This is a genomic window from Geotalea uraniireducens (genome assembly GCF_027943965.1).
In the GTDB taxonomy this organism is placed as follows: Bacteria; Desulfobacterota; Desulfuromonadia; order Geobacterales; family Geobacteraceae; genus Geobacter; species Geobacter uraniireducens.
Window position 1 is genome coordinate 3,849,528 of record NZ_AP027151.1, and the last position, 25,001, is coordinate 3,874,528.

The 25,001-nt window shown below is 66.6% G+C and carries 25 protein-coding genes; 7 read left to right on the forward strand and 18 right to left on the reverse strand.

Annotated features, from left to right (window positions below; translation table 11 throughout):
* Positions 1-237: 237 nt before the first annotated feature.
* Complete coding sequence (locus QMN23_RS17970; RefSeq protein WP_282000706.1) at positions 238-1,149, forward strand: DMT family transporter; 912 nt, start codon at positions 238-240, stop codon at positions 1,147-1,149.
* Positions 1,150-1,186: 37 nt separating this feature from the next.
* Here QMN23_RS17970 and QMN23_RS17975 read toward each other — a convergent pair whose 3' ends face one another.
* Together QMN23_RS17975 and QMN23_RS17980 are read right to left on the reverse strand one after the other, a co-directional pair.
* Positions 1,187-2,080, reverse strand: a complete 894-nt coding sequence (locus tag QMN23_RS17975) for an MBL fold metallo-hydrolase (protein WP_282000707.1) — start codon at positions 2,078-2,080, stop codon at positions 1,187-1,189.
* 68 nt (positions 2,081-2,148) lie between these two features.
* Positions 2,149-3,798 (reverse strand): methyl-accepting chemotaxis protein, encoded by a 1,650-nt coding sequence (locus tag QMN23_RS17980; RefSeq protein ID WP_282000708.1) that lies wholly within the window; start codon positions 3,796-3,798, stop codon positions 2,149-2,151.
* A gap of 291 nt (positions 3,799-4,089) precedes the next feature.
* On the opposite strand from QMN23_RS17980, the gene QMN23_RS17985 reads away from it, so the two are divergent.
* From QMN23_RS17985 to QMN23_RS17995, 3 genes are read left to right on the forward strand one after another with little or no spacing between them, the layout of a single operon-like run.
* The gene (locus QMN23_RS17985) at positions 4,090-4,434 is read left to right on the forward strand and encodes a transcriptional regulator (protein WP_282000709.1); all 345 of its coding nucleotides are present in this window, start codon (positions 4,090-4,092) and stop codon (positions 4,432-4,434) included.
* Positions 4,431-5,438 carry a tRNA dihydrouridine synthase gene (locus QMN23_RS17990; protein ID WP_282000710.1) on the forward strand — a complete coding sequence of 336 codons (1,008 nt, stop codon included), beginning with the start codon at positions 4,431-4,433 and terminating at the stop codon, positions 5,436-5,438. The genes QMN23_RS17985 and QMN23_RS17990 overlap by 4 nt, the downstream gene beginning before the upstream one ends.
* Before the next feature lie 4 nt (positions 5,439-5,442).
* Positions 5,443-5,667, forward strand: coding sequence for a DUF3820 family protein (locus tag QMN23_RS17995; protein ID WP_282000711.1), 225 nt, complete (start codon positions 5,443-5,445; stop codon positions 5,665-5,667).
* A gap of 46 nt (positions 5,668-5,713) precedes the next feature.
* On the opposite strand, the gene QMN23_RS18000 is transcribed toward QMN23_RS17995, so the two are convergent.
* The 4 genes from QMN23_RS18000 to QMN23_RS18015 all read right to left on the reverse strand — a co-directional run bounded on the left by QMN23_RS18000 (position 5,714) and on the right by QMN23_RS18015 (position 9,093).
* Complete coding sequence (locus QMN23_RS18000) at positions 5,714-6,079, reverse strand: DUF2784 domain-containing protein (RefSeq protein WP_282000712.1); 366 nt, start codon at positions 6,077-6,079, stop codon at positions 5,714-5,716.
* 130 nt (positions 6,080-6,209) lie between these two features.
* Complete coding sequence (locus QMN23_RS18005) at positions 6,210-7,634, reverse strand: MATE family efflux transporter (RefSeq protein WP_282000713.1); 1,425 nt, start codon at positions 7,632-7,634, stop codon at positions 6,210-6,212.
* Positions 7,635-7,975: 341 nt separating this feature from the next.
* Entirely contained in the window at positions 7,976-8,596 is a 621-nt protein-coding gene (locus tag QMN23_RS18010; protein WP_282000714.1) for a LysE family translocator, read from the reverse strand.
* On the reverse strand, positions 8,593-9,093 hold the full coding sequence (locus tag QMN23_RS18015) for an Lrp/AsnC family transcriptional regulator (RefSeq protein ID WP_282000715.1): 501 nt from the start codon (positions 9,091-9,093) through the stop codon (positions 8,593-8,595). The genes QMN23_RS18010 and QMN23_RS18015 overlap by 4 nt, the downstream gene beginning before the upstream one ends.
* Positions 9,094-9,308: 215 nt before the next feature.
* Here QMN23_RS18015 and QMN23_RS18020 point away from each other — a divergent pair, with 215 nt between their 5' ends.
* On the forward strand, positions 9,309-9,824 hold the full coding sequence (locus QMN23_RS18020; RefSeq protein ID WP_282000716.1) for an FKBP-type peptidyl-prolyl cis-trans isomerase: 516 nt from the start codon (positions 9,309-9,311) through the stop codon (positions 9,822-9,824).
* Positions 9,825-9,906: 82 nt separating this feature from the next.
* On the opposite strand, the gene QMN23_RS18025 is transcribed toward QMN23_RS18020, so the two are convergent.
* From QMN23_RS18025 to QMN23_RS18055, 7 genes are all read right to left on the reverse strand, one after another.
* Entirely contained in the window at positions 9,907-11,145 is a 1,239-nt protein-coding gene (locus QMN23_RS18025; protein WP_282000717.1) for a glutaredoxin family protein, read from the reverse strand.
* 73 nt (positions 11,146-11,218) lie between these two features.
* On the reverse strand, positions 11,219-11,959 hold the full coding sequence (locus tag QMN23_RS18030; RefSeq protein WP_282000718.1) for a DUF72 domain-containing protein: 741 nt from the start codon (positions 11,957-11,959) through the stop codon (positions 11,219-11,221).
* Positions 11,960-12,260: 301 nt separating this feature from the next.
* Positions 12,261-13,787 carry a B12-binding domain-containing radical SAM protein gene (locus QMN23_RS18035; RefSeq protein WP_282000719.1) on the reverse strand — a complete coding sequence of 509 codons (1,527 nt, stop codon included), beginning with the start codon at positions 13,785-13,787 and terminating at the stop codon, positions 12,261-12,263.
* A gap of 152 nt (positions 13,788-13,939) precedes the next feature.
* Complete coding sequence (locus QMN23_RS18040) at positions 13,940-14,383, reverse strand: hypothetical protein (RefSeq protein WP_282000720.1); 444 nt, start codon at positions 14,381-14,383, stop codon at positions 13,940-13,942.
* A 21-nt stretch (positions 14,384-14,404) separates the two neighbouring features.
* Complete coding sequence (locus tag QMN23_RS18045) at positions 14,405-15,046, reverse strand: DUF4136 domain-containing protein (protein ID WP_282000721.1); 642 nt, start codon at positions 15,044-15,046, stop codon at positions 14,405-14,407.
* An 89-nt stretch (positions 15,047-15,135) separates the two neighbouring features.
* A complete protein-coding gene (locus QMN23_RS18050) occupies positions 15,136-16,077 on the reverse strand; it encodes an HD-GYP domain-containing protein (protein WP_282000722.1) in 942 nt (313 codons plus the stop codon).
* A gap of 192 nt (positions 16,078-16,269) precedes the next feature.
* Positions 16,270-17,142: a bifunctional 5,10-methylenetetrahydrofolate dehydrogenase/5,10-methenyltetrahydrofolate cyclohydrolase gene (locus tag QMN23_RS18055; RefSeq protein WP_282000723.1), complete on the reverse strand. Its 873-nt coding sequence runs from the start codon at positions 17,140-17,142 to the stop codon at positions 16,270-16,272.
* 220 nt (positions 17,143-17,362) lie between these two features.
* Between QMN23_RS18055 and QMN23_RS18060 the strand changes: the two genes are divergently transcribed.
* Entirely contained in the window at positions 17,363-19,066 is a 1,704-nt protein-coding gene (locus QMN23_RS18060) for a methyl-accepting chemotaxis protein (RefSeq protein WP_282000724.1), read from the forward strand.
* A gap of 280 nt (positions 19,067-19,346) precedes the next feature.
* Here QMN23_RS18060 and QMN23_RS18065 read toward each other — a convergent pair whose 3' ends face one another.
* The 4 genes from QMN23_RS18065 to QMN23_RS18080 form a co-directional block, all read right to left on the reverse strand.
* Positions 19,347-20,333 (reverse strand): serine/threonine protein kinase, encoded by a 987-nt coding sequence (locus tag QMN23_RS18065; RefSeq protein WP_282000725.1) that lies wholly within the window; start codon positions 20,331-20,333, stop codon positions 19,347-19,349.
* A gap of 84 nt (positions 20,334-20,417) precedes the next feature.
* Positions 20,418-21,929, reverse strand: a complete 1,512-nt coding sequence (locus QMN23_RS18070; RefSeq protein WP_282000726.1) for a B12-binding domain-containing radical SAM protein — start codon at positions 21,927-21,929, stop codon at positions 20,418-20,420.
* A gap of 51 nt (positions 21,930-21,980) precedes the next feature.
* On the reverse strand, positions 21,981-22,247 hold the full coding sequence (locus QMN23_RS18075; RefSeq protein ID WP_282000727.1) for a DUF2917 domain-containing protein: 267 nt from the start codon (positions 22,245-22,247) through the stop codon (positions 21,981-21,983).
* 23 nt (positions 22,248-22,270) lie between these two features.
* Complete coding sequence (locus tag QMN23_RS18080; protein WP_282000728.1) at positions 22,271-23,275, reverse strand: GlxA family transcriptional regulator; 1,005 nt, start codon at positions 23,273-23,275, stop codon at positions 22,271-22,273.
* Positions 23,276-23,543: 268 nt separating this feature from the next.
* On the opposite strand from QMN23_RS18080, the gene scpB reads away from it, so the two are divergent.
* Complete coding sequence (scpB, locus tag QMN23_RS18085) at positions 23,544-24,323, forward strand: methylmalonyl-CoA decarboxylase (RefSeq protein ID WP_282000729.1); 780 nt, start codon at positions 23,544-23,546, stop codon at positions 24,321-24,323.
* Between the two features lie 33 nt (positions 24,324-24,356).
* On the opposite strand, the gene QMN23_RS18090 is transcribed toward scpB, so the two are convergent.
* Positions 24,357-24,986 carry a hypothetical protein gene (locus QMN23_RS18090; RefSeq protein ID WP_282000730.1) on the reverse strand — a complete coding sequence of 210 codons (630 nt, stop codon included), beginning with the start codon at positions 24,984-24,986 and terminating at the stop codon, positions 24,357-24,359.
* Positions 24,987-25,001 lie beyond the last annotated feature (15 nt).

Sequence of the window (25,001 nt, forward strand, 5' to 3'; positions counted from 1 at the left end):
ACTTTTTTCCCCCGGCGTCGTGCAGACGCTGCCACTCGTAGTGCGCCTTCCTGCCTTCACGTCGGATTCCCTCCGGTTTCCGCCCGTGAACGGTTCCATTGCCCCTGACGACATCACGCTGCCACGCTGATCTCCTCTCCAGGCCGGCCAGAGTCCCGCTTTCCGTGCGGCAACCGGCGATCCGGTCCCCGTTTTCCCGGGGCCGGACCGGTCACCACGCACAGAAGGAGATTCATCATGGAGACTACGGGAACCGGGCGCGTCGCGGCGCGCCACGGACTCTTACTGATCATTACGGCGGCGCTGCTCTGGGGAACGGTCGGCATCACTACCAGGGCGCTGTACGGGCTGGCCGCCACCACCCCCTTGTCGATCGGCTTTTTTCGCTTGGCCCTGGCGGTGCCGGTACTGCTGCTCGGCTGCTGGCCGCTGGTCGGCCGCCAGTTCTTCCGGGTGGGCCGGCACGACCTGGGGCTGATGGTCCTCATTGGCGCAATGACCGCCCTCTACCAGGTCTGCTACTTCGCCGCCATCGCCCGCTGCGGCGTAGCCGTGGCCACCCTGGTCACCCTCTGCACGGCACCGGTGCTGGTGGCGTTGCTCTCCGTCATCTTTCTCGGCGAAAAGCCAACCGGTAGGACGATGGCGGCGTTGCTGCTCGCCCTGGGCGGAACGGCGCTCCTGGTTGGCGGCGGCCCCGTCGGCGTGCGGGGCGCCGGCGGCGTCCTGCTCGCCCTCGGTTCGGCCTTCGGCTACGCCGTAGTGGCGCTGGCGACCCGGACGCTGGCTGGCCGCTACCACCCGCTGCAACCGATTGCCATCAGCTTCGCCATCGGTGCCCTGGTACTCCTCGCCGCGGTCATCCCCCAGGGGCTAGTGGTCAGCTACCCGCCGACCGGCTGGCTGCTCCTCGGCTACCTCGGCGTGGTACCAACCGCCCTTGCCTACGTCCTGTTCATCAGCGGCATCCGGCACACCACTGCCACGGTCGCCAGCATCTGCACCCTGCTGGAGCCGTTGACATCGACAGTGCTCGCCTGGCTGCTCTTCGCCGAACGGCTTGGCCGCGGCGGCATCGCCGGGGCGGCCAAGCTGACGGGGGCAATTCTGTTGTTGTATGCGGGGGGAAGAAAGGGGCGGCGGAAATGACTGTCGCCGGAAGGCGGGAATAGGGGGATGCGCCCCCCTACCCCACCCGCTGCCACTGCAGGGTGCCGGCGGCAAAGACGGTCGTTACCTCCCCCGTCACCACCAGGTAGGCGAGGAGCGAACGGAGGGTGCTGCCGACCAGCACGTACTGGTTGGCGTTCAGCTCGATACCGTACTCGAGACAGACCCGCTCCAGCACCCCCTCCCAGGAGACGGGAGTGGCACAGCAGGCCCGGACGAAGTCGAGGGTTGCCGCCAGCCGCCGCCGGTTGGCGGCCACAAGCGGCGCCAGATCGGCGGTCGGCTCGCCGTGGCTCGGTACGTAGCAGCCCGCCGTCACCCCGTCGAGCCGGGCCAGGGTCTCCAGATGGCCCTGGACGTCGTAGAGGAAAAAGAGCGGATATTTGGCGAGGATCGCCTCGGCGAAGAGGCTGTCGGCCAGGAACAACACGTCGTCAGGGGTGCGGACACCGATCATCTCCAGGTAATGCCCCGGCAGCGGCAGCGCTTCGAGCCCACTCGCCAGGATCGGCCCCGCCGCCGGCAGCAGGTCGGTCACCGTCGACGGCTTGGCGAGCAGGAACTTGTTGCGCAGCGCCGGCAACGGGAAGCCACCGTAGAGGACGGTCGGCTCCAGGAGCGGCTGGACGATGAAGGCCGCCTCCAGGGGGGTGGCGGCGATCCGGCAGCCGGTCCGTTTCTGGAGGAAGGCGTTGCCGCCGATATGATCGGCATTGGAGTGGGTGTTGACGATCAGCTCCAGGGTCCACCCCTGCTCGTCGAGCAGCTTGAGGATCTGCCGCCCCGCCTCCTCGTCGTTGCCGCTGTCGATCAGGGTCGCCCGCTTGTCGCGGACATAGACGCCGATGTTGGCCGGAGCCGGGATCAGCCAGGTATTGCCGGCAAGCTGCCGGATCGTCAGACGGGCCATGGGATTCCCCTTTCACTCGCGTGATGGAGGCATTGTAAAGCAGCCGCCGGCAACCGTCAACCCCGTGGTCAGGCGACCCGGAAGCGGTGAATCGCCGTCTCGAGTCCCTGGGCCAGCGTCGTCAGCTGATGCGCCGCGTCGGCGCAGTCGTGGGACCCCCGCGCCGTTTCCTGCACCAGCAGGGTGATCTGCTGGATGTTGTCGCTGATCTGGCCGGTGGTCGCCGTCTGCTCCTCGGCAGCGGTAGCGATCTGGCCGATCTGGCTGGAAACCGAACCGACCTGGTCGAGAATCCCCCGCAGCGCGTCTTCCGCTCGGCCGGCCTCCGCCGAGCCGCTCTCCACCTCGCGGACCCCTTCTTCCATGGCCGCCACCGCGCCCCTCGTTTCCGCCTGGATTGCCTTGATCATCCCGGCAATCTCCCGGGTGGCGGTGGTGGTCCGTTCGGCCAGCGCCCGCACTTCGTCAGCCACCACCGCGAAGCCCCGCCCCTGCTCGCCGGCCCGGGCCGCCTCGATGGCAGCGTTGAGCGCCAACAGATTGGTCTGGTCGGCGATATCTTCGATGGTGCCAATGATCTCGCCGATCTGATCGCTTCGCCGCCCCAGCAGCTCGATAGTCCCGGCCAACGTCCGGACCCGCTCGGCAATCTGCCCCATTACAGCGATGACATCCTTGGCCACGTCGACCCCGGAGGTGGCAATGGTGCTGGAAGCCTGGGAATTTTCGGCGGCCTCGTGGCAGTTGCGCGAAATCTCCTGCGACGTGCTGGCCATCTGCTCGCCGGCAGTGGCAACGCCAGTCGACTCCGTCGCCACCTGCCCGGCGGTGTCGGCGATCCGCTGGGAGGTGGTCGAGAGCTGCTCCGCCGCACCGACCAGCTGGCCGGAGGCGCCGGTGACCTGGGCAACCACCTCGCGGAAATTCTCGACCATCGCCCGCAGGCTGCCGAGCATCGTCCGGACACTCCCCCGGCCGGCAACCGGTACCTCGACCGACAGGTCGCCGGCGGCGATCCGGTCGGTGATGGCGGTGCATTGGGCGAAGGTGCCGCTAATGCTGCGGATGATCAGACCGCCGAGCACGAGACAGCCGGCCAGCAGCGCGATGCAGACCGTGACCATCAGCAGTTCGGAATGGCGCAGTACCCCATCGGCCTGCTGCTCGGTCCGGTTCCCCCGGGCAACGGTCAGGGCAACCAGTTTATCGATCTGCCGCCGATGCTCTTCATACTGGCCGTTGAGGGTATTCTTCACAACCGCTGCCGCCGCAGCCTGATCGCCGCGCAGCAGGGCGGGAAAGAATTCGTTCAGGGCGGTAGCGAAGAACGCCGTGGCCGGCCGGTAGGCATCATCGAGGAGCAGCTGCCGGCTTTCCCGGTCCGTCAGTTCCTTGTCCCAGAAGGCATGCCGCTCGACACAATCGGCCTGGAGTTTCTTGAAGGCGGCGAACAGTTGCTCCTGCTTCGCCCGGTCCGGTTCATTGAGCGCCCGGAGAACCACCAGGTACGGTTCGATGATATATTCGGGAGGAGGCAGGATATCGGCCACCACATCCTTCCCCTGGACGATCTCCCGGTAGAGGGGGCCATTGACCCGGACCGTGCCGATCACCGAGAAGGCGGTGATCGCCAGGAGGATGATGCCGACCACCGAGACGAGGGCCAGGCAAACGATCTGCTGCAGGATACTGAACCGCGAAATACCGTGACGTGCCATCTGCTTCTCTCCGTTGAGGGGTTGATTGCTGCCGATCATGGCGAACGAGGGGGCGGCAGTGCCCGAAGCGTGCCGGCGACAACCTCTCATTAATCGCCATAAAACGGTGTTACCTTTAGGATTTTTTTGCCGACGGCGAATTTTTCCGTTCAGGTGGCAGCGGCAGAAGCATTGTGGCCGGTCGGCACCAGGGGAAAACCGGCCGGGTCGAGAGGAGGGCAGAGCGGTTCTCTTCTTGACGGCGGTCACGCCGTAACGGTACTCTGGGGCATAAAACAGGGAGGAGGAACCATGAAACCAGCACCGCGGAAACCGACGGTCCCCCGCAACGCCGCGGAAACGGCCCGCCACGCCGTGATCGACCTCCTCTGCCGGGAAACCCGGTCGGCAAAGGAGCTCTCCGCCGAGCTGCGGCTCACCGAACGGGAGGTCTACGACCACCTGGAGCATATCCGCCGGAGCCTCCACGCCGAAGGCGCCGCTCTGGAGATCGTCCCGGCGGTCTGCCGTAGCTGCGGGTTCACCTTTGCCAAGCGCGACCGGCTGACCGCCCCGGGCCGCTGCCCGGTCTGCCGCCACGAGGCGATCAGCGACCCGCTTTACACCATCCACCGCCCGGGGCACGAGCCGGCATGACTCCCGACGCGGCCGTTCTCATGCCGAACCCGGCCCGCCCGGACGGCGCCCCGCTCCCCTGGCCGGCCGGCGGACCGCCGCTGATGCTGGCGCCGATGCAGGGGCTGACCAACCGCGCCCTCCGCGCCCTGTTCATCGACTGGGTCCGCCCCGACACGGTCTTCACCGAATTCATGCGGGTCAATCCCGTCGGTGCCGGCCGCAGCCTCTCCGCCACCGACCTGCGGGAAATCGCCCCGGCGGAACGGGGAACGCCACTGGTAGTGCAACTGATCGGCCATGGCCGGGAGACGCTGGTGGCGGCGGCCCGGGCCGCCGAAGCCGCCGGCGCGCGCCACCTCAACCTCAATCTCGGCTGCCCCTTCGGCCGGATGACCTCTGGCCCGGCCGGCGGCCGGCTGCTCCGCCATCCCGAAACGCTGGCGGAGCTGATTCCCCCCCTGCGCGACGCCATTGCCGGCACCTTTTCCGTCAAGCTCCGCGCCGGCTACGACGACCCGCAGCAGATCTTTTCCCTCCTGCCGCTCTTCGAGGCCGCCGGGGTCGATTTCCTCGTCCTCCATCCCCGCACCGTCGTCCAGGAGTACGCCGGCACTGCCGATCATGCGGTCACCGCCGCCGTGGTGCGGCAGACCCGGCTGCCGGTCATCGCCAACGGCGACATCCGCGACGCCGCCGGCGGCCGGCGCCTGCTGGCTGAGAGCGGCGCCGCCGGCCTGATGCTCGGCCGGGGCGCCATTGCCGACCCGCTCCTCTTCGAGCGGTTGCGCGGCCGTGCCGCCGCGGTGCCCGAGCCGGCGGAACGGCGGGCAACCCTCCGCCGCTACCTCGGCGAGCTGCTCCCCCGCTACCGGGAGCTGTTCTGCGGCGACGCTCAGGCGCTGAGCAAGATCAAGGGGGTGGTCGCCACAATGGACGATCCCGCCCTCGCCAAACCGCTGAAACGGCTCCGCCGGGCGGCCACCGTCACCGCCTTCGCCGCCGTCCTCGACGAACTCGGCTAAGCCGATGGAAACGCCCCTCCCCTGCGATCACCAGGCGCTGCGCGAGCTGGCCACCGCCCGGATGCCGTTCGGCAAGTACGCCGGTCGCCGGCTGATCGACCTCCCCGAACCGTACGTCGTCTGGTTCGCCCGCGAAGGCTTCCCCCCCGGCAAGCTGGGCGACCAGCTCCGCGCCATTTACGAAATCAAGGTCAACGGTCTGGAATTTCTCTTCGCGCCGCTCCGGTGAGCGGCCGGACGGGCCGGCAAAGGAATGGCGAGCGGGCCGAACGCCGCTAGCGGTGCCGCCAGCAGTGCCACAGCCGCAGATAGACGAGCAGGTTGAGGAGGACCACCGTTAGGGCGAGGATATATTGCAGCTGACGGGTCAGGCCGAGAGGATAGAGGAGCGGTTCCAGGTACCGCTCGATGAAGGTGCCGCGATAGCCCGCTTCGCCCCCCAGCCGGCGGAAATGGTTTTCCAGGTCGGTGAGCGGACAGACCCACCCTCCGAGTTCGATCGCTGCCCCCCAGACGGCCGCCGGCAGGTGGAGCCATGCCAGCCGCGGCCAGCGCAGCACTGCCACCCCGCCCGCCACGACAAAGAGGATAAAAAGGGCATGGACCAGTACTACCAGATCGGCCAGGGTCGCGTAGCCCATCGTTACCTCCTCCGCCAGCGAGCCGGCGGGAATGGACCGTCACGAAACAGTATAGCCGGCAGCAGCCGATTGAACAGTCCGGGGAATGGCCGGGCGCCGGCGAAGAGACCGCCGCCCGAAACGCGGCAGGTCAGCAGGAGAGCCCGGAGGCAAGGCGGGGGGAATCCTCCAGCGACCGGCGCCCCGCCGCAACGTAACGGGCGCTGATCGTCCGCAGCCGGAAGCTGAGCAGCAGGGCGGCCGCCGTTAGGCCGGCGATCAGTCCGATCCAGAACCCCGCCGCGCCCAGCGGTGCCCGCCAGAGGGACGTCAGGCCGAGGGTATAGCCGAGCGGCAGCCCGACGACCCAGTAGGCAACGATCAACAGCTGCATCGGTACCCGGGTATCCTTGTAGCCGCGCAGCGCGCCGGCGGTGCTCACCTGGATCGCATCCGAAACCTGAAAAAGCGCCGCCAGGGCCAGCAGTCCGGCCGCCGTCTCGGCAACCGCCGGGTTGGTGGTGTAGATGCCGGCGATCGCCGGAGCACCGAAATAGCTCGCCGCCGAACTGAACAGGGCGATCAGCACCGTCAGGCCGATGCCGATATAGCCAGCCCGCCGGGCGCCGGCGAACTCGCCCCGGCCAATCGCCCGGCCGACCCGGACCGAGATGGCGCTGGCGATGCTCATCGGCACCATGAACACCAGCGAGGAGAAACTGAGGCTGATCTGATGGGCGGCGACGATGTCGGCGCCGAGAGAGCCGATCAGCAGGGCGATTACGGCAAAGATGCTCGCCTCGATGAACAGGGCGCAACCGATCGGGACCCCCAGCCGGAGCAGCTGCCCCAGTTCGTGCCAATCGGGGCGGGGCCAGGCGGCGAAGAGGCCGGCAGGGCGGTAGACTTTCCCCCGCCGGACCACCGCGAACATGCCGAGCCACATTGCCCACATGCTGAAGGCGGTGGCCCAGCCGCACCCCACTCCGCCGAGCCGGGGGAGACCGAGCTTGCCGTAGATCAGGAGATAGTTGGCGAGACAGTTGCAGACCAGCCCGAGCAGGCCGATAATCATGCTCGGCTTGGGGCGGGAGAGTCCCTCGCTGAAGTGGCGCAGCACGAAATAGCCGGCGACCGCCGGCAACCCCCAGGAAACCCCTTCCAGGTAGCCGAGGGTCAACGGGGCGACCCGCGGATCCACCCGGAGCAGATCGAGCAACGGCCCGGCATGGCGGAGCGGCACCATCAGCACTCCGCCGAGGAATAAGCCGAGCAGCAGCGCCTGCCGAACGTGGCCGCCGATCTCCCGCTGCCGCCCGGCGCCGTGAAGCTGGGCCACCGACGGGGTCACGGCCATCAAAATCCCGAGCAGGAAGAGGAACAGCGGAAACCAGATGCTCGACCCCATCGCCACCGCCGCCAAGTCGACGGAAGAAACCCGGCCGGCCATCACCGTATCGACGAAGCCCATCGCCGACTGGGAAAGCTGGGCGGCAATCAGCGGCAACGAAAGCTTCGTCAGGGCGGCCAACTCGCCGGAGAGCTGCCGCAGTATCGTTCGATGCGTTTTCGTCATGATCGGTTCCGACGGCGCCAACGGGGCGCGTAAAAAAAAAGACCGCGCCTCTGCGCAGTCCGTGACACAAAGTTTCATTATACCTGGATATTTTTTTTATTGATACCCTATATTTCTGCTCCAGCCGACGATATAGTTACTACAGGTAGCGCTACCTGCAGCACACTGCCAGACAAAGGAGGGCGACATTATCGAGGAAGCTACTCCGGAAGACAATTTAAGGCAGGACCTGTCCGGCGGCACGACCGCGCCGGAATGACCCTTGAAAAGGGTGCACGGAATAAAGAATAGCGAGGCCCGCCCCACCGGCGGGCCTTTCATTTGTACACCGGCCGGCAGCATCAGGCCGGCAGGGTAGTAACGGCCAGCGTGGCCGCGAGGATCAGGAAGGTCGCGGCGGCGCCACCGGTAAAGAGCGCCAGCCCCCGATGACCGACGGCCCGCCCCGAGCGGGCGACCAGGTAGGCGACCAGCGCCTCCACCCCCGAAGCAACGACGAACCAGACGACGGTAAAGAGCACCAGCCCCGGCCAGCCGCCGGCCAGATAGCTCCGCTGCATCGTCGGCGCGCCGGTGGCAAGCCAGAAGGTCCAAGAGAGCGGGTTGGCCAGGTTGCCGATGACCCCTTTCCAGAAAGACCAGCCGACGTTGCCGGCGGGCCGGGCAGCCGTTTGCCAGAGTCGCCGGGCATCCCGGGCGGCGGCATAGCCGAGATAGAGAAAATAGCCGCTACCGATCAGGGCGACCCAGAACCGGGCGCCAGCCACCGCCTGGATCACCCAGGTGAAGGCCAGGGCCGGCAGCAGCAACACCAGGTCGGCGCAGGCCGAACCGAGAATCACCCGGAAGCTGGACGAAAAGCCGCGGCAGGCCGCCTCCTGGACGATGGTCACGAAGATCGGCCCGACGGAAAGGGCGGCACCGATCCCGAGCAGCACGCCGAGCCAGATGACTTCACTCATGACCGTTTCCCCCGGCTGGCGCCCGGCCCATTCGCCGGCAGCGGCGCCACTCCCTCCTCCTTGATCGTCACCATCCCGATGGAGGTCACCGTCCGCGACACCGCCGCTATCCCCCGGATGCGGGCCAGCAGGTCGCGCAGCGACTCCAGGGTGGCGGCCCGGACCTTGAGGATATAGCTGTCCTCGCCGTCGACATCGTGGCATTCGAGAATCAACGGCTCGGCCAGTACGAACCGCTCGAACTCGTCCTGCTCTTCCGAGGCAGTGATGGCCCGGGTGGTCACCCGGACAAAGGCCGCCAGCCCGCGGCCGACGCCGGCCGGATCGAGCTGCGCCGCGTAACCGCGAATGACGCCGCTTTTTTCCAGCCGCTGGATCCGGGCATAGACCGACGGAGCGCTCAGGCCGACCGCCTTGCCGACCGCGGCATGGGTGGCGCGACCATCCCGCTGCAACAGCTCAAGAATTTTTAAATCGTTATCATCCAACCCCTGCATACATATTTCCTTAGTTAATTTATAAATTACAACTAACAATATTAGTCAATATTAGCTTTTTGCCTTACTGTCAACAGTTTTCCTCACCACTCACCGGCTCTCCCGCCCCGCGAAGCGACCGCCCGAAAAAAATCGGTATGATCTGGGGGCCGATATCGGGTATGATGGGACAAACAGGTGGCTACACCGCAACAAACAATCAGAAAGGTATTTTCATGGCACTGGCACAGAAGGGCGACAAGGTTAAAATCGACTACACCGGCACCCTCGAAGACGGCACCGTTTTCGATTCCACCCTGGAGAGTGAATGCAGCGATGATTGCTGCGACAGCGACGGCTGCGACGACGATTGCGATTGCGAGTCCGACGACTGCGGCTGCGGTTGCGAGAGCGGGCCGATGGAGTTGACCATCGGCGAACGGCAACTCCTTCCCCAGATCGACGACGCGCTGATCGGCATGGCGCCGGGCGAGAAGAAGACGATCCGCATCCCGGCCGCGGAGGCCTTCGGCGAGTATGACGAAGAGCGGGTCTTTACCGTTACCCGCAACCATCTCCCCGAGGACCTGACCCCCTCGGTCGGCGACGAACTGGTATTGGCCAACGACGACGAAGAAGAACTGGGAGTGGCGGTGATCGAGGTCACCGACGACAGCGTCACCTTCGACGCCAACCACCCGCTGGCCGGCGAGGATCTCTCCTTCGAAGTGACCCTGCTGGAAATCCTCTAACCGACCTTTTCAGGTTAGCCAACCGACCGGGGCGGCGTCTCGCCGCCCCGGCCCACCGCTTCCCCCCCCAGCGGCGCGACGGTCAGCCGTCGTTGCCGAACCGCTCCGGCCGCACCCGCCGGGCAACCACCACTGTCAAGCCGGCGCCGAGCAGCGCCGCCGCCAGCAGCAGCAGGGATACCAGGGCATTATTGAGCAGTGCCGGCCGGATCAGCAGCACCGCGCCGAGACAGAGCATCATGCTGCCGGAGATGAGCTTCAGCAGCCGCCCCTGCCATTCGCTCAGCTTCCTGCTGCCGAGGGTGACGACGAACAGCCCGACGATCACCGCCAACGGCACCACATAGACCAGGTTGTAAAAGGCGAGATAGAGATAGTAGCCGCCCGTCGACAGCCGGTGGAGAGTCAGAACCCGGGTGAAGACCATCGGGAAGCCGGCGGTACAGAGCAGCTCGTAGGTATTGGCGGCAACCGCCAGCACTACCGTCGAGGCGAGCATCGCCGGCAGGGCGCCGGCCCGGACAATCTCCCGCATCCGTTCGAACAACCGGGGCTTCACCCCTTCCGGGATCACCAACGACACCCCCTCTTCGAAAAAGAAGAAGTCCTTGATATTGAGCAGGGCGATGACAATCGCCAGCAGCCCGGCGCCGACGGTAATCGCCGGCAGATTCCCCACCAGGATGAACAGGTTGAGCCAGGCGGCCATGAACAGGAAGTAGACGAGGCCGGAAAAGAAGACGAAGACCCCGCCGAGCAGGAGCATCCGCCGCCGCGAATGGACATGGGTCAGCAGGCTGAGCAAAAAGAAGAGGACGAAGAAGGCGCAGGGATTGAAACTGTCGAGCCCGGCAACCACCACCGTGAAGGCGGGGAGGGAAAGCGAGCGGCTATCCACCCGGCCGAAAAAGGGGATGGCCAGGGAGTCGTCCGGCGGGCAGGGGGCCGGTGTCGGCCGGGGGGTGGTCAGCGTCGCCACCCGGGTTTCCAGCTGCCGGGCGGTTTCGGGGGAAAATCCGGAATACATCCGCCCGGCAAGGATAATGGTCGGCACCCCGGTGGCCTCTTCACCGAGCTGACGGCTCATCCGGAGCAGCAGCTCCAGATTCTCCCGGTGCTGCAGCACCTCGTAGTCGCGCACCTGCAGCGCCGGATGACGCTTGGCCAGCTCGGCCAGAAACGGCTTGGCGCGGGCGCAGTGGGGACACCCCTCGCCCCAGAAGAAGTAGAGCGTCACCGGTTCGGCGGCGGCAGCCGTCACGGCCAGCAGCAGCGGCAGGGCAACCAGTAGTGCGACGATTCGGCGAACGAGCCCGGCCATCACGACCTCCTCCAGGGCTGACCGCTCCCCGCCCGGCGTAGGCCGGGCAGTTGAACTTCCGCAGCCGGCAGCCTCAGCGGGCCGGCCCGAGACCGCAGAGTGCCGCCAGTTCGCCGGCGTTGGCAGGAGCATGACCGGCGGCATCGTTATTGAAATAGATCAGCACCTCGCGCCCCGCCGCCCGGTAGGCGGCAATCCGTTCGGCATCGGCCGCCAGTTCGGCAGTGGAGTACCGGCTGGCGTAGGTGCCGCCGTGACCATGCCGACGCAGGTAGACGAAGCCGGCGGTCAGGGGGAGCTCGGCAACGAACGCGGGCCAGTCGGCCATGCAGAGGCAGACGCCCGCCCCGCGGCAAAGTTCGACCACCTCGGCACAGCACCAGCTGGGGTGGCGGAACTCCAGGGCCTGGCGCACCGGATAGCGCCCGGCAAGCGCCAGGAAACGGCCCAACCGGTCAGGATCGCAGGCGAAGTCCGGCGGCAGCTGCCAGAGGACCGCCCGGAGCTTGTCGCCAAGGAGGAGCACCCCGTCGAAAAAGCGGCCGAGGGGATCGGCGGCATCGGCCAGCCGCTTAACGTGGGTGATGAAGCGGCTCCCCTTGGCGCTGAATACGAAGCCGTGCGGCGACTCCCGCCGCCAGCGGTCGAAGGTTGCCGGCTTCAGTAGCCGGTAGAAGGTAACGTTCAGCTCGACGCTGGCGAAGAGCGAGCAGTAGTAGGCGAACCACTGCGATTGCGGCAGGTCCGCCGGATAGAACGTTCCCCGCCAGTGGGAATAGCTGAAACCGCTGCAGCCGATGAAGAGCCCGGGCATCGTCTCTCCCCCCGCCGGCGGCCGAAGGCTCCCGGCCACCGGTGTCTCTCTTTTACCATAGCGGGAAAATCGTCCAACGCAAGGGAGATTCGGCCGCCGGGAACTGCACCGTTTTGACCGGCGTCAAGGAACGGCCGGCTGGCGACTGGTAGGCTGGGGTCACTGTTTACGGCTCGGAAGGTGACTGATGACGTCAAGCGAATGGGTAGTTACGGCAACCATCTGGCTGCTGACCGCCATCGGCGGCTTTTTCGCCCTGCGTAGTGCCTGGCGGCGCCGGCGGAAGAGCGGCTAGCAGACATCAGGGGGCCAGCCGTTCGCCGCACTCCACGTCGAACATGCCACGCCAGTCGATATTCTCGGTGATCTTGCGGAAATGGAAGCCGTAGATGGCGAAGGTGATCGCCAGCGGCAAGAGCCGCGGCCGATGGAGGAGTGACCAGAAGAAGAGCCGCCAGAACTGCAGCCGCTCCCGACCGATGACCCCCAACAGCAGCAGCGATTTGAAGAAGGCCCCGCAATAGCCCGGCTTGACGCGGAACGGCCCCGGCTGCCGGGGGCGGTAGCGGCGGAGGAAGCCGATCACCCGCCGGTAGTACTGTTTCGGCGCATAAATGGTGGTAAGGATGCGCCGGTAGCCGTCGATCAGGGTCGTTGCCGGCATCTCCGGCACGAAATTGAGCGCCACGGCGGTATTGTTCCCCGTCGTATCCCCCAAAAGCCGCCCTTCGCGGAGCAGCCGCCGGTAAAGTTTCGTCCCGCGCAAGGCGGTCAGCATCCCGACCATCGCCGTGGCGATGCCGCTCTCCTGGATGAAGCGGATCTGCTTCTCGAAAATGGAGACCGGATCGCTGTCGAAGCCGACGATGAAGCCCCCCTGTACCTGTAACCCGGCCTGCTGAATCCGGCGGATGCTGGCCAGCAGGTCGCGATTGTTGTTCTGCACCTTGCCGGTCTCCCGCAACCCCGCCTCGTGCGGTGTTTCGATCCCAACGAATACTTCCTCGAACCCGGCCCGAACCATCAGCTCCATCAACGCCGGATCGTCGGCCAGGTCGATCGACGCCTCGGTAAAGAAGGCGAACGGATAACGGCGCGGCGCCAGCCAGGAGATGATGGCCGGCAAGACCTCTTCCTTCAGCTTGCGCCGGTCGCCGATGAAATTGTCGTCGACCAGGAAAATCCCGCCCCGCCAGCCCCGCTCGTAGAGTACCGTCAACTCAGCCAAGAGCTGCGCCGTCGTCTTGGTGCGCGGCCGGCGGCCGAACAGCTGGGTGATGTCGCAGAACTCGCAGTCAAACGGACAGCCCCGCGAATACTGGACGTTCATCGCCGCGTAGTGACGAGGGTCGACCAGCTCCCAGAGAGGGATCGGCGTCTCCCGGACATCGGCCCGGCGGTCGGCGGCATAGAGACGCCCGGCCCGCCCCGCCGCCAGATCGGCCAGAAAAGGAGGGAGGGTCACTTCCGCCTCGCCGAGCACCAGGTGATCGACCTGGGGAAAATCAGCCGGGGCACTGGTGAAGAGCGGGCCGCCGGCCACCGTCCGCACCCCGAGCCGTCGGCAGCGCTCCAGCACTTCGAGCACCGAATCGCGCTGGACGACCATGGCGCTGACAAAGACGCAGTCCGCCCATGCCAGATCGCGGTCGGCCAGGGGACGTACGTTCAGGTCGACGAGCCGCTTCTCCCAGGAAGAGGGAAGCAGGGCGGCGACGGTCAGGAGTCCCAGCGGCGGAAAGGCCGCCTTCTTGCCGATGAATTTCAGGGCATGGCGGAAACTCCAGAAGGTATCGGGGGAATGGGGATAGACCAGCAGAATGTTCATTACGCTCTCCAACAAAGCGGTTCGGTGGAGAAGCCGAGGAGGGGGCGAATCGCTTTCTCTCAATGATAGAAGCTTTCCGCCAAGGGGGATGTAAAACAAATGTAAATTACCGGTGACGACGGGGTCACCGGGTGTTGGCGACCGGCCGCCCCTCAGTGGGAAGGGACGACAGTCTCGAAGCTCTGCATCCATTCGAAGCCATTGTCATCGTCGTGGGTATAGTAACGGTAGGTGAAAAGCAGCCGCGTCCCCGGCGGCGCCGGCGCCGGCACGGTGAGGCTGAAGGGGGCGACCTCGTCGAGTTGGAGCACCCGGGGGATGACATAACTGACCGAACGGGCAACGACCTTACCGGATGCGTCAAGGATCGACACCCAGACCTCGATCTCCACCATCCGCTGGTAACGGCGGTTTTTCAGCACCCCGTCGATTTCGGTTGCCGAGCCGGCCGGCCTGGTCTCCCAGGCTAGGGCCATATCGAAATTGGCGTAATGCTCGGGGAGCGTCGCCAGCCGCTGCCGGTTCAGGTCGGGATAGACGACGCAGCCGGCGAGGGAGAGCACGAACAGGATCGACAGAAAGAATCGGCGTACCATGGGCAACAACCTCCCGCACGATCAGATCAAACCGGCTTTCATCAACCGGCTGATGACGATCTTCGCCAGTTCCTTGCCGATGGCCAGGGTCCGCCCCGGCTCGGCTGTCTCGGTGGTCACCGCCCAGAGCAACCGGCTGCTGGCGGCATCGAACAAGCTGACCTGGATCGTTGCCACTTCATAGGTCCTGACGACCGGCGGCTCGTAAAAAATCCCCGAGCCGTAATAATTGTAGAGGTCCCAGGAATAATAGTCGGCGGGCGGCCAGTAGCCGGGATAACCGCCAGGGTAACCGCTCGTGTAGCCCGGTTCCACGTCGGTCCGACGTTCCCGGTTGACCAGCTGGATGGTTAGGACGCCATCGGCACCGGAAGCGGCCACCGCGCCGGCCAAGGCCTTCCGGTCAGGGCCGTAGGCACTGACCAGCACCGTATGGCTCGGCACCGCAGCCACGCCGTGCGCCGCCAGTTCGGCAGCCAGCACATCCTCGTTGACCTGCCGGATTGTGCCGTTCCGCGTGACATTGACCACCAGCAGTTTATGGAACTTCCGCCCCCCGAGGTCGGGAGCGCGCCAGGTATCGACCACCGAAACGGTGGAACAGGAGACGAGCAGCAGCATCAGAATGGCCAGGGAAACCATTTTCATGATCGGCGTACGCATGATCCACCTCCTGTTCCCATTGTATCAGGAGCAGCGGCGAATGCCAGGAGCCTCCGGTCAGGAAAGCGACGACGCGGCAGCAGAACGGGTCAGGCGGACTCCAGGGAGGCCAGGAGATCGACCAGGGCGGGATCGAGGACGCTCCCCCGCATCGAGCGGAGCATCTCCAGGGTCTTTTCCCGGGAGAAACGCGGCCGATAGGGGCGATCCGAAGAGAGGGCGTCATAGACGTCGGCAACGGCGACGATCCGCGCCTCGACCGGGATGTCCTTGCCGGCGAGGCCGGTCGGGTACCCCTGGCCGTCGAAGCGCTCGTGATGATAGAGGATGATGTTGACGATAACCGGGGAAAGATTGGCAGTAGTTGCCACTTCGGCCCCCCAGGAGGAATGCTTCTTCACCAGGTCGAACTCTTCATCCCGGAGTTGCCGTTTGGCGTTCAGCACCTGTTCCGGCACGCCGATCTTGCCGCAATCGTGGAGCCAGCTGCCGTGGCGGATTTCCCGCAGCATCTCCTTCGGCAGCGCCAGCGCCTCGGCCAGCCGCACGGCGTACTCGGCGACCCGGTCGCAATGGCCGCGGGTGTCCGGGTCCTTCAGCTCGATCGTCTGGGCAAGGGAGAGAAGGACGCTTTCCTGTTCCTGCTGCATCGCCTTGAGGGTCCGGTAGCGCCGCAGACCGTCCTTGACAGCGTTGACCATTTCGTCCCCCTGCCACGGCTTGAGGATGAAGCGAAACAGCTCGCTCCGGTTAATGGCGCTCAACGCCAGGGCAAGATTGCCGTAGGCGGTGGTCATGATCTTCACTGTATCCGGCGACACCAGCTCCGCCTTGGCCAGCAGCTCCAGGCCGCTCATCCCCGGCATTTGGTGATCGGTTACCAGCACCGCCACCTCCTCCCGTTCGAGCCAGAGCAGCGCCTCGTCGCCACCGGCAGCGGTGACCAGCCGGCACCCGCGCCGCTTGAAGAGCTCCCGTGCATAATCAAGAATCGCCTTATCGTCATCGACAAACAGTACGGTTCCGGTCATTGCCTCACATCCCCCCATGATCCGCCACCCCGGCGGCCCCAGCATTCGTCCCACAAGGTTTCGGGATCATTAGGAGTATATCGGCAGCCGGACCGATTTCTTTAGCGTCAAAGTGCGGAAACAGAAAAGGCGGCCAGCGGCCGCCCCGTGTCACGGTTGTTGTCTGCCCCTCCGGCCGGCGCACGCCGGCTTTCAGACCAGATTGAAGTTATGCTGGTAAGCCATCAGCGTGTTGATCATCAGCGCGGCGACGGTCATCCGCCCTACCCCGCCCGGCACCGGGGTAATCCACGAACATTTGTCGGCGACGGCGGCAAAATCGGCATCGCCAACCAGTTTGCCGTCCGGCAGCCGGTTGATGCCGACGTCGATCAGCACCACCCCCTCCTTGATCATGTCGGCGGTAATGAAGCCGGGGATGCCGACGGCGACGATGACGATATCCGCCCGCCGCGTCTCGTCCAAAAGCAGCTGCCGGGGCGTTTCGATGTGAGTCAGGGTCACGGTGGCATTACCGATGTCGAAATCGTTGGCCAGCATGATCGAGATCGGCTTGCCGACGATGTTCGACCGGCCGATGACGACGCAGTGTTTCCCCTTCACCGGCACTTCGTAGTACTGGAGAAGCTTGCAGATACCGTAGGCGGTCGCCGGCCGGAACGCTTTCTGGCCGAGGGTCATCCGGCCGAAGTTGGTCGGATGGAAGCCGTCGATGTCCTTCTCCGGCGCAATCGCGTTGATGATCTGCTGGGGATTGATATGCTTCGGCAGCGGGAGCTGGACAATCAGGCCGTCGGTGGTCTGGTCGGCGTTGAGCTCGGCGATCTTGGCCAGCAGCTCATCTTCCCGGACCGTTTCCGGAAAGCGTATCAGCACACTCTCGAAGCCGGAGAGGGCACAAGTGGCGATCTTCGACTTGACGTACGACTCGCTCGGCGCATGGGTCCCGACTAGGATAATGGCCATCTGGGGCTTGCGCAGCCCGGAATCGACATACCCCGCCACCTTCTTGGCGATATCGGCAATCAGGCTCTCCGCACATTTCTTCCCATCAAGCAGTTTCATAGCTTTCCCCCACCTCTCCGCGGCACCGTTGGGCACGGCCGGCAGCCGCTCTGTCCCCGTTGTAACACAAAACGGCGGACGCCACAACGGCAGGCCCCCGGCGTATACCGTATCGCCACGGCCGGTGCAACTTTTTCGCCGCTTTTGCCCCGCCGTAACGGCATTGCCACATCCTTCCCCTACAGTGCAGCTGTCACCATCCCATCGGAAAAGGATCGCCATGACACACGCCATCGTCCAATCGACTCCGCGCCGACCGCTACTGCGCCGGCTCCTCGATTCCTATCGCCGCTGCTCGATCACCACCAAAATCGTCGCCGTCTTCGCCGTCGTTACCGGCGGCGCGATCGCCGCCGCCCTCTGCAGCACCTGGATCATCGTCGACGTCAGCAGCCGCGGCGGCGCAATGTACGAGCGCAACCTCCTTTCCGTCAGCCGGATCTCCGCACTGCGCAGTGCCTTCGAAACCGGCCAGACGCTGGTGCGCGACCTGGTGATCGAACGCGCCCCTTACGTCCAGGACGAAATCCTCGCCAAACTCGCCGCCGAAGACAAACAGGTCAGCGACGGCCTCCGCGACATCCGCCCCTTCGTCGACACCCCCCGGCTTGCCGCGCTGCACCGGCAGGTGAGCGCCGACCTGACCCTCTATACCTCGTTCCGGCAGAAAGTGATCGAACTGGCCCGGCAGGGACAGACCGACGAGGCGGTCAACATCCTCCGCAACGTCGCCGGCGAGGTCAATGACCGGATTCACGACAACCTCCGGGCGATCGAAGCGGGATTCGCCGCCGAAGCGAAGGCGCGGAACGCCCTCAATGCCCGGCGGTCGCACCTCGGCTTCATCATCAACAGCGCCGTTGCCGCCTGCGGCATCCTGATCGCCGTCGCCGCCGCCTCCCTGCTGGTTGCCGGCCTGGCCAGACCGCTCGCCCGGCTGCGCGACATCGTCGAACGGCTGAAGCAGGGCGAACTGACCGCCCGGCTCGATGGTCTGGCCAGCGCCGACGCCCGCGACGAGATTTGCCTGCTGGCCACGGCAATCAACGAAATGGGTGAGCGCTTCCAGACGCTGATCGCGACGATTGCCGACAGCTCGGTCCGGCTCGGCCGGTCCGCCGCCCGCCTCGACCAGACCTCCCGCGGCATTGCCGGCGGCACCGCTACCGCCGCCCGGCAGGTGGAGGCAGCGTCGCTTTCCAGCGACGGCATGGCGGGCGGCGCCGCAGCCATCGCCGAAAAATGCTCGGTCGCCACCAACGAAGTCCGCCAAGCCAACCGCCAGCTGCAGGAGGGTGAGCAGGTCATCGGCGAAAGCGTCGCCGCGCTGCACACCATCGCCGCCGAAGTCAACCGGGCGGCGGAGTCGGTGGTCAGCCTCGGCAAGCGCTCGGAACAGATCGGCGAGATCGTCGGCACCATCGAGGGGATCGCCGACCAGACCAACCTGCTCGCGCTTAACGCCGCCATCGAGGCCGCCCGGGCCGGCGATCGCGGCCGGGGCTTCGCCGTCGTTGCCGACGAAGTCCGCTCGCTGGCGGAAAAGACGATGGCGGCCACCCGGGAGATCGGCGCAATGATCCGGGCGGTCCAGACGGAAACCAAGGCGGTCGTCCGACTGATGGAGACCGGGGCCAACCAGGCGCGATGCGGCCAGGACGCAGCGGCCCGCTCCGGGGAGGCGCTGCAGCAGATGACCGCCACCATCGCCACGGTCACCACTATCGTCGAGCGGATCGCCCTCACCGTCGACGAGCAGCAGTCGTCCGTCCAGGAGATGCGGCACAATATCGGCCGGGTGAACGAAGTGGTCAGCCTCACCGCCAGCGGCGCCCAGGAATCGGCGGCCGAAGCCTCGGAACTCGCCCGCCTGGCCGACGAACTCCAGGGGATGACCCGCCGCTTCGCCGCCCAGGCGGCATAGCACCGCAAGCTCGCCCCGCGTTATCATCCGGAATGCCGGCTTCGGCCGGCATTCCGCCCCGCTCGCCCACCGCCACAGTCCCTGGTCAGCCATTTCTGTCACCACCCCGCGCCGGCCCGGCAAGGGGATACAGAGGCTCGGCAAAATCTGACACCGTTTGAGATACGACCTGGCGGCATAAGCTGCCCGGGGGTACCGGCCGATACGGCGAGGGAGCGTTCGCAGGAGTTCGCCATTGCCCGGGACAGCGTCGAGCGCCAGGGCAGCCACGGCGGTCCGGTCAGGGTAGTTCGAGCGGCGGCTCGGCCAGAGCGGCCAGTTGTTCGCGGAGTTGGAGGATCTGTTCGCCCCAGTAGCGGACGGTGTTGAACCAGGGGAAGGCGGCGGGAAAGGTGGGATCGTCCCAGCGGCTGGCGAGCCAGGCGCTGTAGTGGAGCATCCGCAGAGCGCGCAGCGGTTCGATCAGGCGCAGCTCCCGCGGGTTGAAGTCGGCAAACTCGGCATAACCGGTCGCCAGCGCCTCCAGCTGGGCGGTCTGGCGCGCCCGGTCGCCGGAGAGCATCATCCAGAGGTCCTGCACCGCCGGCGCCATCCGGGCGTCGTCGAAATCGACGAACGCCGGGGCGTTGTCCCGCCAGAGAATGTTGCCGCTGTGACAGTCGCCGTGGGTGCGGATGAAGCGGAGCGGTCCGGCATCGGCCAGGGCGGCATCGATCGCCGCCAGCAGCTGGTCGGTCACCGCGCCGTAGCTGGCCTGATACTCGGCGGGAACGAACCGCTCCCGGAGCAGAGCGACGCAGTCGTAGCCGAAGCTCCGGCTGTCGAGGGTCGGCCGATGGACGAACGGGCGGGCGGCGCCGACCCCGTGAATCCGCCCGAGCAGCCGGCCGAGGATCAGCAGATTGTCGAGATTGTCGAATTCCGGGGCGTGTCCCCCCTGGCGCGGATAGAGGGCAAACCAGAAATCGCCGTACCGGAACAGGCTCTCCCCGGCGGCATCGCTCCAGGGGGCCACCACCGGCAGTTCCTGCTCGGCCAGTTCGCAGCAGAACTGGTGCTCCTCGCGGAGCTGCTCGGCCGACCAGCGGCCGGGCCGGTAGAACTTGGCGATCAATGGCGGGTTATCCTCGATCCCCACCTGGTAGACCCGGTTTTCATAGCTGTTCAGGGCGAAGATGCGGCAGTCGCAGCGCAGCCCCCGGCTTTCGACGGCATCCATGATGAAATCGGGGGTAAGGCTCTGAAACGGGTGCGGCGTGGCGGACATCGGAACACGCTCCATGACGACGTTGGGTGCTGCGTCCGCTCACCATACCACCGATCGCGCCAGGAACCAAGCGGAAGCGGCACGTCAGGGAAGGCCGGCAAAAAACGGCGCATGGTTGGAAGTGAACACCGGCGGGTCGCGGCGGAGGATCGCCGCCACCGCCGGCTGGCGGGTAAACTCGCGGGCCAGGAAACGGCGGACGTCCTGCCGCTCCCAGCCGTGGGGATGGCGGAAGGCGGTGTAGAGGGAGAGGTCGCCGTCATAGAACGGCGCCGTGTCGTGGCTGGCAGCCTCGGCACCGAAAGCCGGCATATTGAACACCGCCAGATTGAGAAAACCGATCGCTTCGTGGTGCCGGACGACGAACTCCAGGGTCCGCCGCGCCGCCGCCGCCGTCTCCGCCGGGGTGCCGAAGAGGAGGTAGCAGTAGGTGGCAATCCCGGCCTGCCGCAGCGCGGCGAGCACCCGGGAGACGGTGCCGAGCTCGATTCCCTTCTGCAGCCGGTCGAGCACCCTCTGGTCGCCCGATTCCAGGCCGAGCTTGAGCATCACGCAGCCGGCCCGGCGGAGCGCCCGGCAGAAATCGGGGTCGGCCAGCTGCTCGTCGATCCGGGCGAAGCCGTACCACGGGGCGTCGGGCGGCGCGGCCGCCAGACCGCGGAGCAGCGCCGGGCTGACGGCGTTGTCGAGCAGATGGAAGAGCGCCAGCCGGGGCGCCCCACTGAGCGACCGCAGTTCGGCCAGCGCCCGGGAGACCGGCAGCGGCCGGTAGGCGTTCCCCTCGGCCCGCTCCGGGCAGAAGGAGCAGCGGTTCCAGTAGCAGCCGCCGGCGGCGCTGTAAGGGAGGATCAAGCCGGGGGCAAGGTAATCGGCCAGGGGAAGATCGCCATAATCCGGTGCCACCGGCGGCACCGCCACCCCGTCGTGGCCGGCCAGGGTCAGCAACGGCGCTTCGCCCGGCCCGGCGACCAGTCGGTCGATCAGGCCGGCAAAGGGATTGCGCCAGTCGGGGCGGCAGAGCCAAGAGGTGACCAGCCCGCCGCCGAGGGTGATCGTCAGGGGGGGGAATTCCCGGCGGAGCCAGCCGGCAATGGCAAAGGTGCCGAGCGCCTGGCTCAGATAGTTGAGCGACAGGCCGACCGAGCGGACCCCGGCGAGCAGCGCGGGAAGCCGCCGGCTGAAGTAGGGATAGAAGGGATTGTCCTCGGGGTGGGCCGCCGCCCGGAGAAGATCGGCGCTCCGCAGCGGCGACAGCCGCTCGTGCTGGTAATCGGCGAGGCCGACGACTGTGCCGTGCGCCCGGCCGGCGACGGCCAGCAGCCGGTTCAGGTCGCTGACCGCCCGGCGGTAGCGGTCGGGGGTCCGGTACGCTGCCGGGTCCCGCAGGGTCGCCAGCTGCCGCGCCCGGCCGGCGGCCGCCCGCCTGGTCCAGGTGTCGCCGGCCGCCGGCACCTGCTCCAGCAGCCAGAGGAGCCCTTCGAGATTGGCGTCGAGCAGCCGGCACGACACGCCGCGGGCGCGGAGCGTTCCGGCGAGGCGGGCCAGGCCGGCCGGCGGTTCGCAGGCTTTGGCAACGGGTGGGTGAATGAGCAGCATCGGCCTATTATGCCGGAGCGGCAACGATTCGACAACCGGATTGCGCCCCGGTCAGCCGTTGTTGCGGGAGACTGCCGCCAGCAGCGGCAGGTGGAGCGGCCGTTCCACCGGGCAGTCGACGCCGACGACGGCGTCGGCCAGCGCCTCCAGCACCAGCAGGGCGTCCGCCGTAACGGAGAAGCGCTCGCCCCCGGCAAGCAGGTGATCGCGGGGGTCGCCGGCCACGGTGAGCCAGAGCGCCCCGGCACGGACCGTCACGGTCTGCCGGGCGACGCCGGCCAGCGTTACCACCTCTCCCTTGCCAAGCAGATAGTCCATCGTCGCCCCCCCTTCCCGACGGCTCAGAACCGTTCGCGGTAGGCCCGCGGCGTGACCCCCAGCCGCCGGAAGGCCCGGCGCAGTTGCTCGGCCGAGGCGAAGCCGCTCTCCGCGGCGATCCGGGCCAGCGGGTAGTCGCTATCTTCCAGCAGGCGGACCGCCTGTTCGAAGCGGAGTTGCTCCAGGTAGCGGGCCGGCGGCATCCCGGTTTCGCGGGCAAAGACCCGGGCGAAATTGCGCGGGCTCATCGCCGCCCGGGCCGCCAGCTCCTCGACCGTCAGCGGCCGCCGGAACTGCTCGCCGAGCCAGGCCAGGAGCGGCGCCAGAGGTCCGGCGACGGATGCCTGGGCCCGAAGCTGGGTGCTGTACTGGGCCTGACCGCCCGGCCGCTTCAGGAACAGCACCAGCCGGCGGGCGACGGCCAGCGCCATCTCCCGGCCGAAATCCTCCTCGACCAGCGCCAGGGTCAGGTCCAGGCAGGTGGTAACGCCGGCCGAGGTGGCGACCGTCCCGTCGCGGACGTAGATGGCATCGGGTTCCACCGCCAGCGCCGGATAGGCCCGGCCAAGCCGCTCCACGTCCAGCCAGTGGGTGGTCACCCGCCGGCCGGCGAGGAGCCCGGCCTCCGCCAGGAGGAATGCCCCGGTACAGACCGAGACCAGCCGCCGGACCTGGCCGGCGACCTGCCGCAGCCAGGCGATCAGCCGCCGGTCCGCCAGCGCGTCGGCCAGCGGGCCGTCTGGGCTGCCGACGACGACTAGGGTGTCGAGGTCGGCCGGAGCGTCTTCCCAGGCGGCATCGGCCACCAGCCGCACCCCGGCGGCGGTGGTGACCGGCCCCGCCGCCCCGGCCAGCAGGGTAAGCGCATAGGCGGGAGGCTCGCCCCGTTCGCGGAGCGTCCGGTTGACCATCTCGAAGACCTCGACCGGCCCGGCGGCGTCGAGGATTTCGATGCCGTCGTAGGCGACCACGGCCACGGTACGGAGGCCGGTCGTCCCGGCCGATGCGGCTTGGCAAAGGCTGTTCATGGGGGGATCATCGCACGAATCGGCCGACGGCACAATGACAACAAACCGGCAATTTCTGCCAGCCCGGCAGCAGGTTTTTCCGGCAAATTCGGCCCCACAGGAGAAAATCGTTGACGGCAGGAATTTCTCTGGTACTCATAGGGATTAACACTATTTAACAGACTGTCGGGAAACGTCATGATCGGCCGGGCGCACGCGGGCAAAAAGCCGGCGCGGAGCTCGGGACGCTAGCTGTTTTTCAACAGTCTGCCATGGAAGGAGGGGCATCATGTCCCTGATCCTCACCCAGTTGCAGAACCAGATCGGCACCATTACGTTCAATTACCGGGCCTACCGGAACATTCTGAGCAAAGCGATGGTCGACGAGATTCTCGAGGCGATCGAAGCGTTACGGAAAAGCAAGGCCCGGGTGATCATCTTCCGCGCCGAACCGGGAGCCGCCGTCTGGTCGGCCGGCCACGACGTCCGCGAACTCCCCCTCCCCGGCCGCGATCCGTTGGCCTACCACGATCCGCTGGTCACCATCCTGCGGACCGTGCAGGAACTGCCGCTGCCGGTGATCGCCATGATCGAGGGGGGAGTATGGGGCGGCGCCTGCGACCTGGCGCTGTCGTGCGACATCCTGATCGGCGCCCCGAACTGCAGCTTCTGCATGACCCCGGCGAAGATCGGCGTCCCCTACAACGTCACCGGCATTCTCCATTTCATCAACATCATGGGGGTCAACCGGGCCAAGGAGATGTTCTTCACCGCCCAGCCTCTCACCGCCGAACAGGCGCGCACCGCCGGCATCCTCAACCACTTGGTGGAAGCGGACCGGCTGGAGGAGTTCACCTACACGCTGGCGGAGCAGATCACCTGCAACAGTCCCCTTTCCATCGCGGTGATCAAGGAGCAGATCCGCCTGCTGGCCAGTGCCCACCCGATGAGCCCCCACACCTTCGAACGGGTGCAGGGGCTGCGACGGCGGGTCTACGACAGTCGGGACTACGCGGAAGGGATCAATGCCTTCAAGGAAAAGCGCCCCCCCAACTTCACCGGCGAATAGCTGCGGCGGGACGCCGGCGGAGCGGGCACGGGCTCAGTTGGCGACCGGCCGGTCCGGCAGCTTCGCCTGGAAATCTTCCAGGAAGGAGAAAAGGGCATTGTTGATGCTGCGGCCGATCAGCTTCTGCACCTTCTCCTGCGGGTCGATCGGGCTGAAGTGGTCCGTCGATGATTCGCTGACCTGCCGCTGCACCACCACTGCGCCGGTGCGGGTATCGCGGATCGCGGCATCGAGGGTGACGGTGGCCTCGAAGGTGACGATCGGCGCCAGCGGTTTGAAAAAGAAGATCGGAATGGTGGCGAACCAGATCGGGTTCAGCTTGCCGTTCACCGTCACATCGGAGATGTTGGTCGACAAGAGATAATCGGCACCGTAGATGGTCCGGACATCGGCCGGCGAGGCGAGCCGCGCCTCGGGCGGCAACAGCACCACCGTGGCGAACAGTTTCCCCGAGGTGGTGGCGACCACCGATTCAGTCGGATCGCTGAGCGCCTCCCGCAGCCGCTCGCCGACCGCCTGCACCGCCACCTTGGCCGGGCGGCTCACCGCCGTCGGTTGCGGCTTCTCCAGCGGAGTGACCGCCAGGGTGGCGCACCCGCCGAGGACAAAGGCGGCGCAGCCGGTCAGGATCAGGGTAACCAGGTTGTTCAGTGTCGGACGCATGGCACGCTCCTCGCT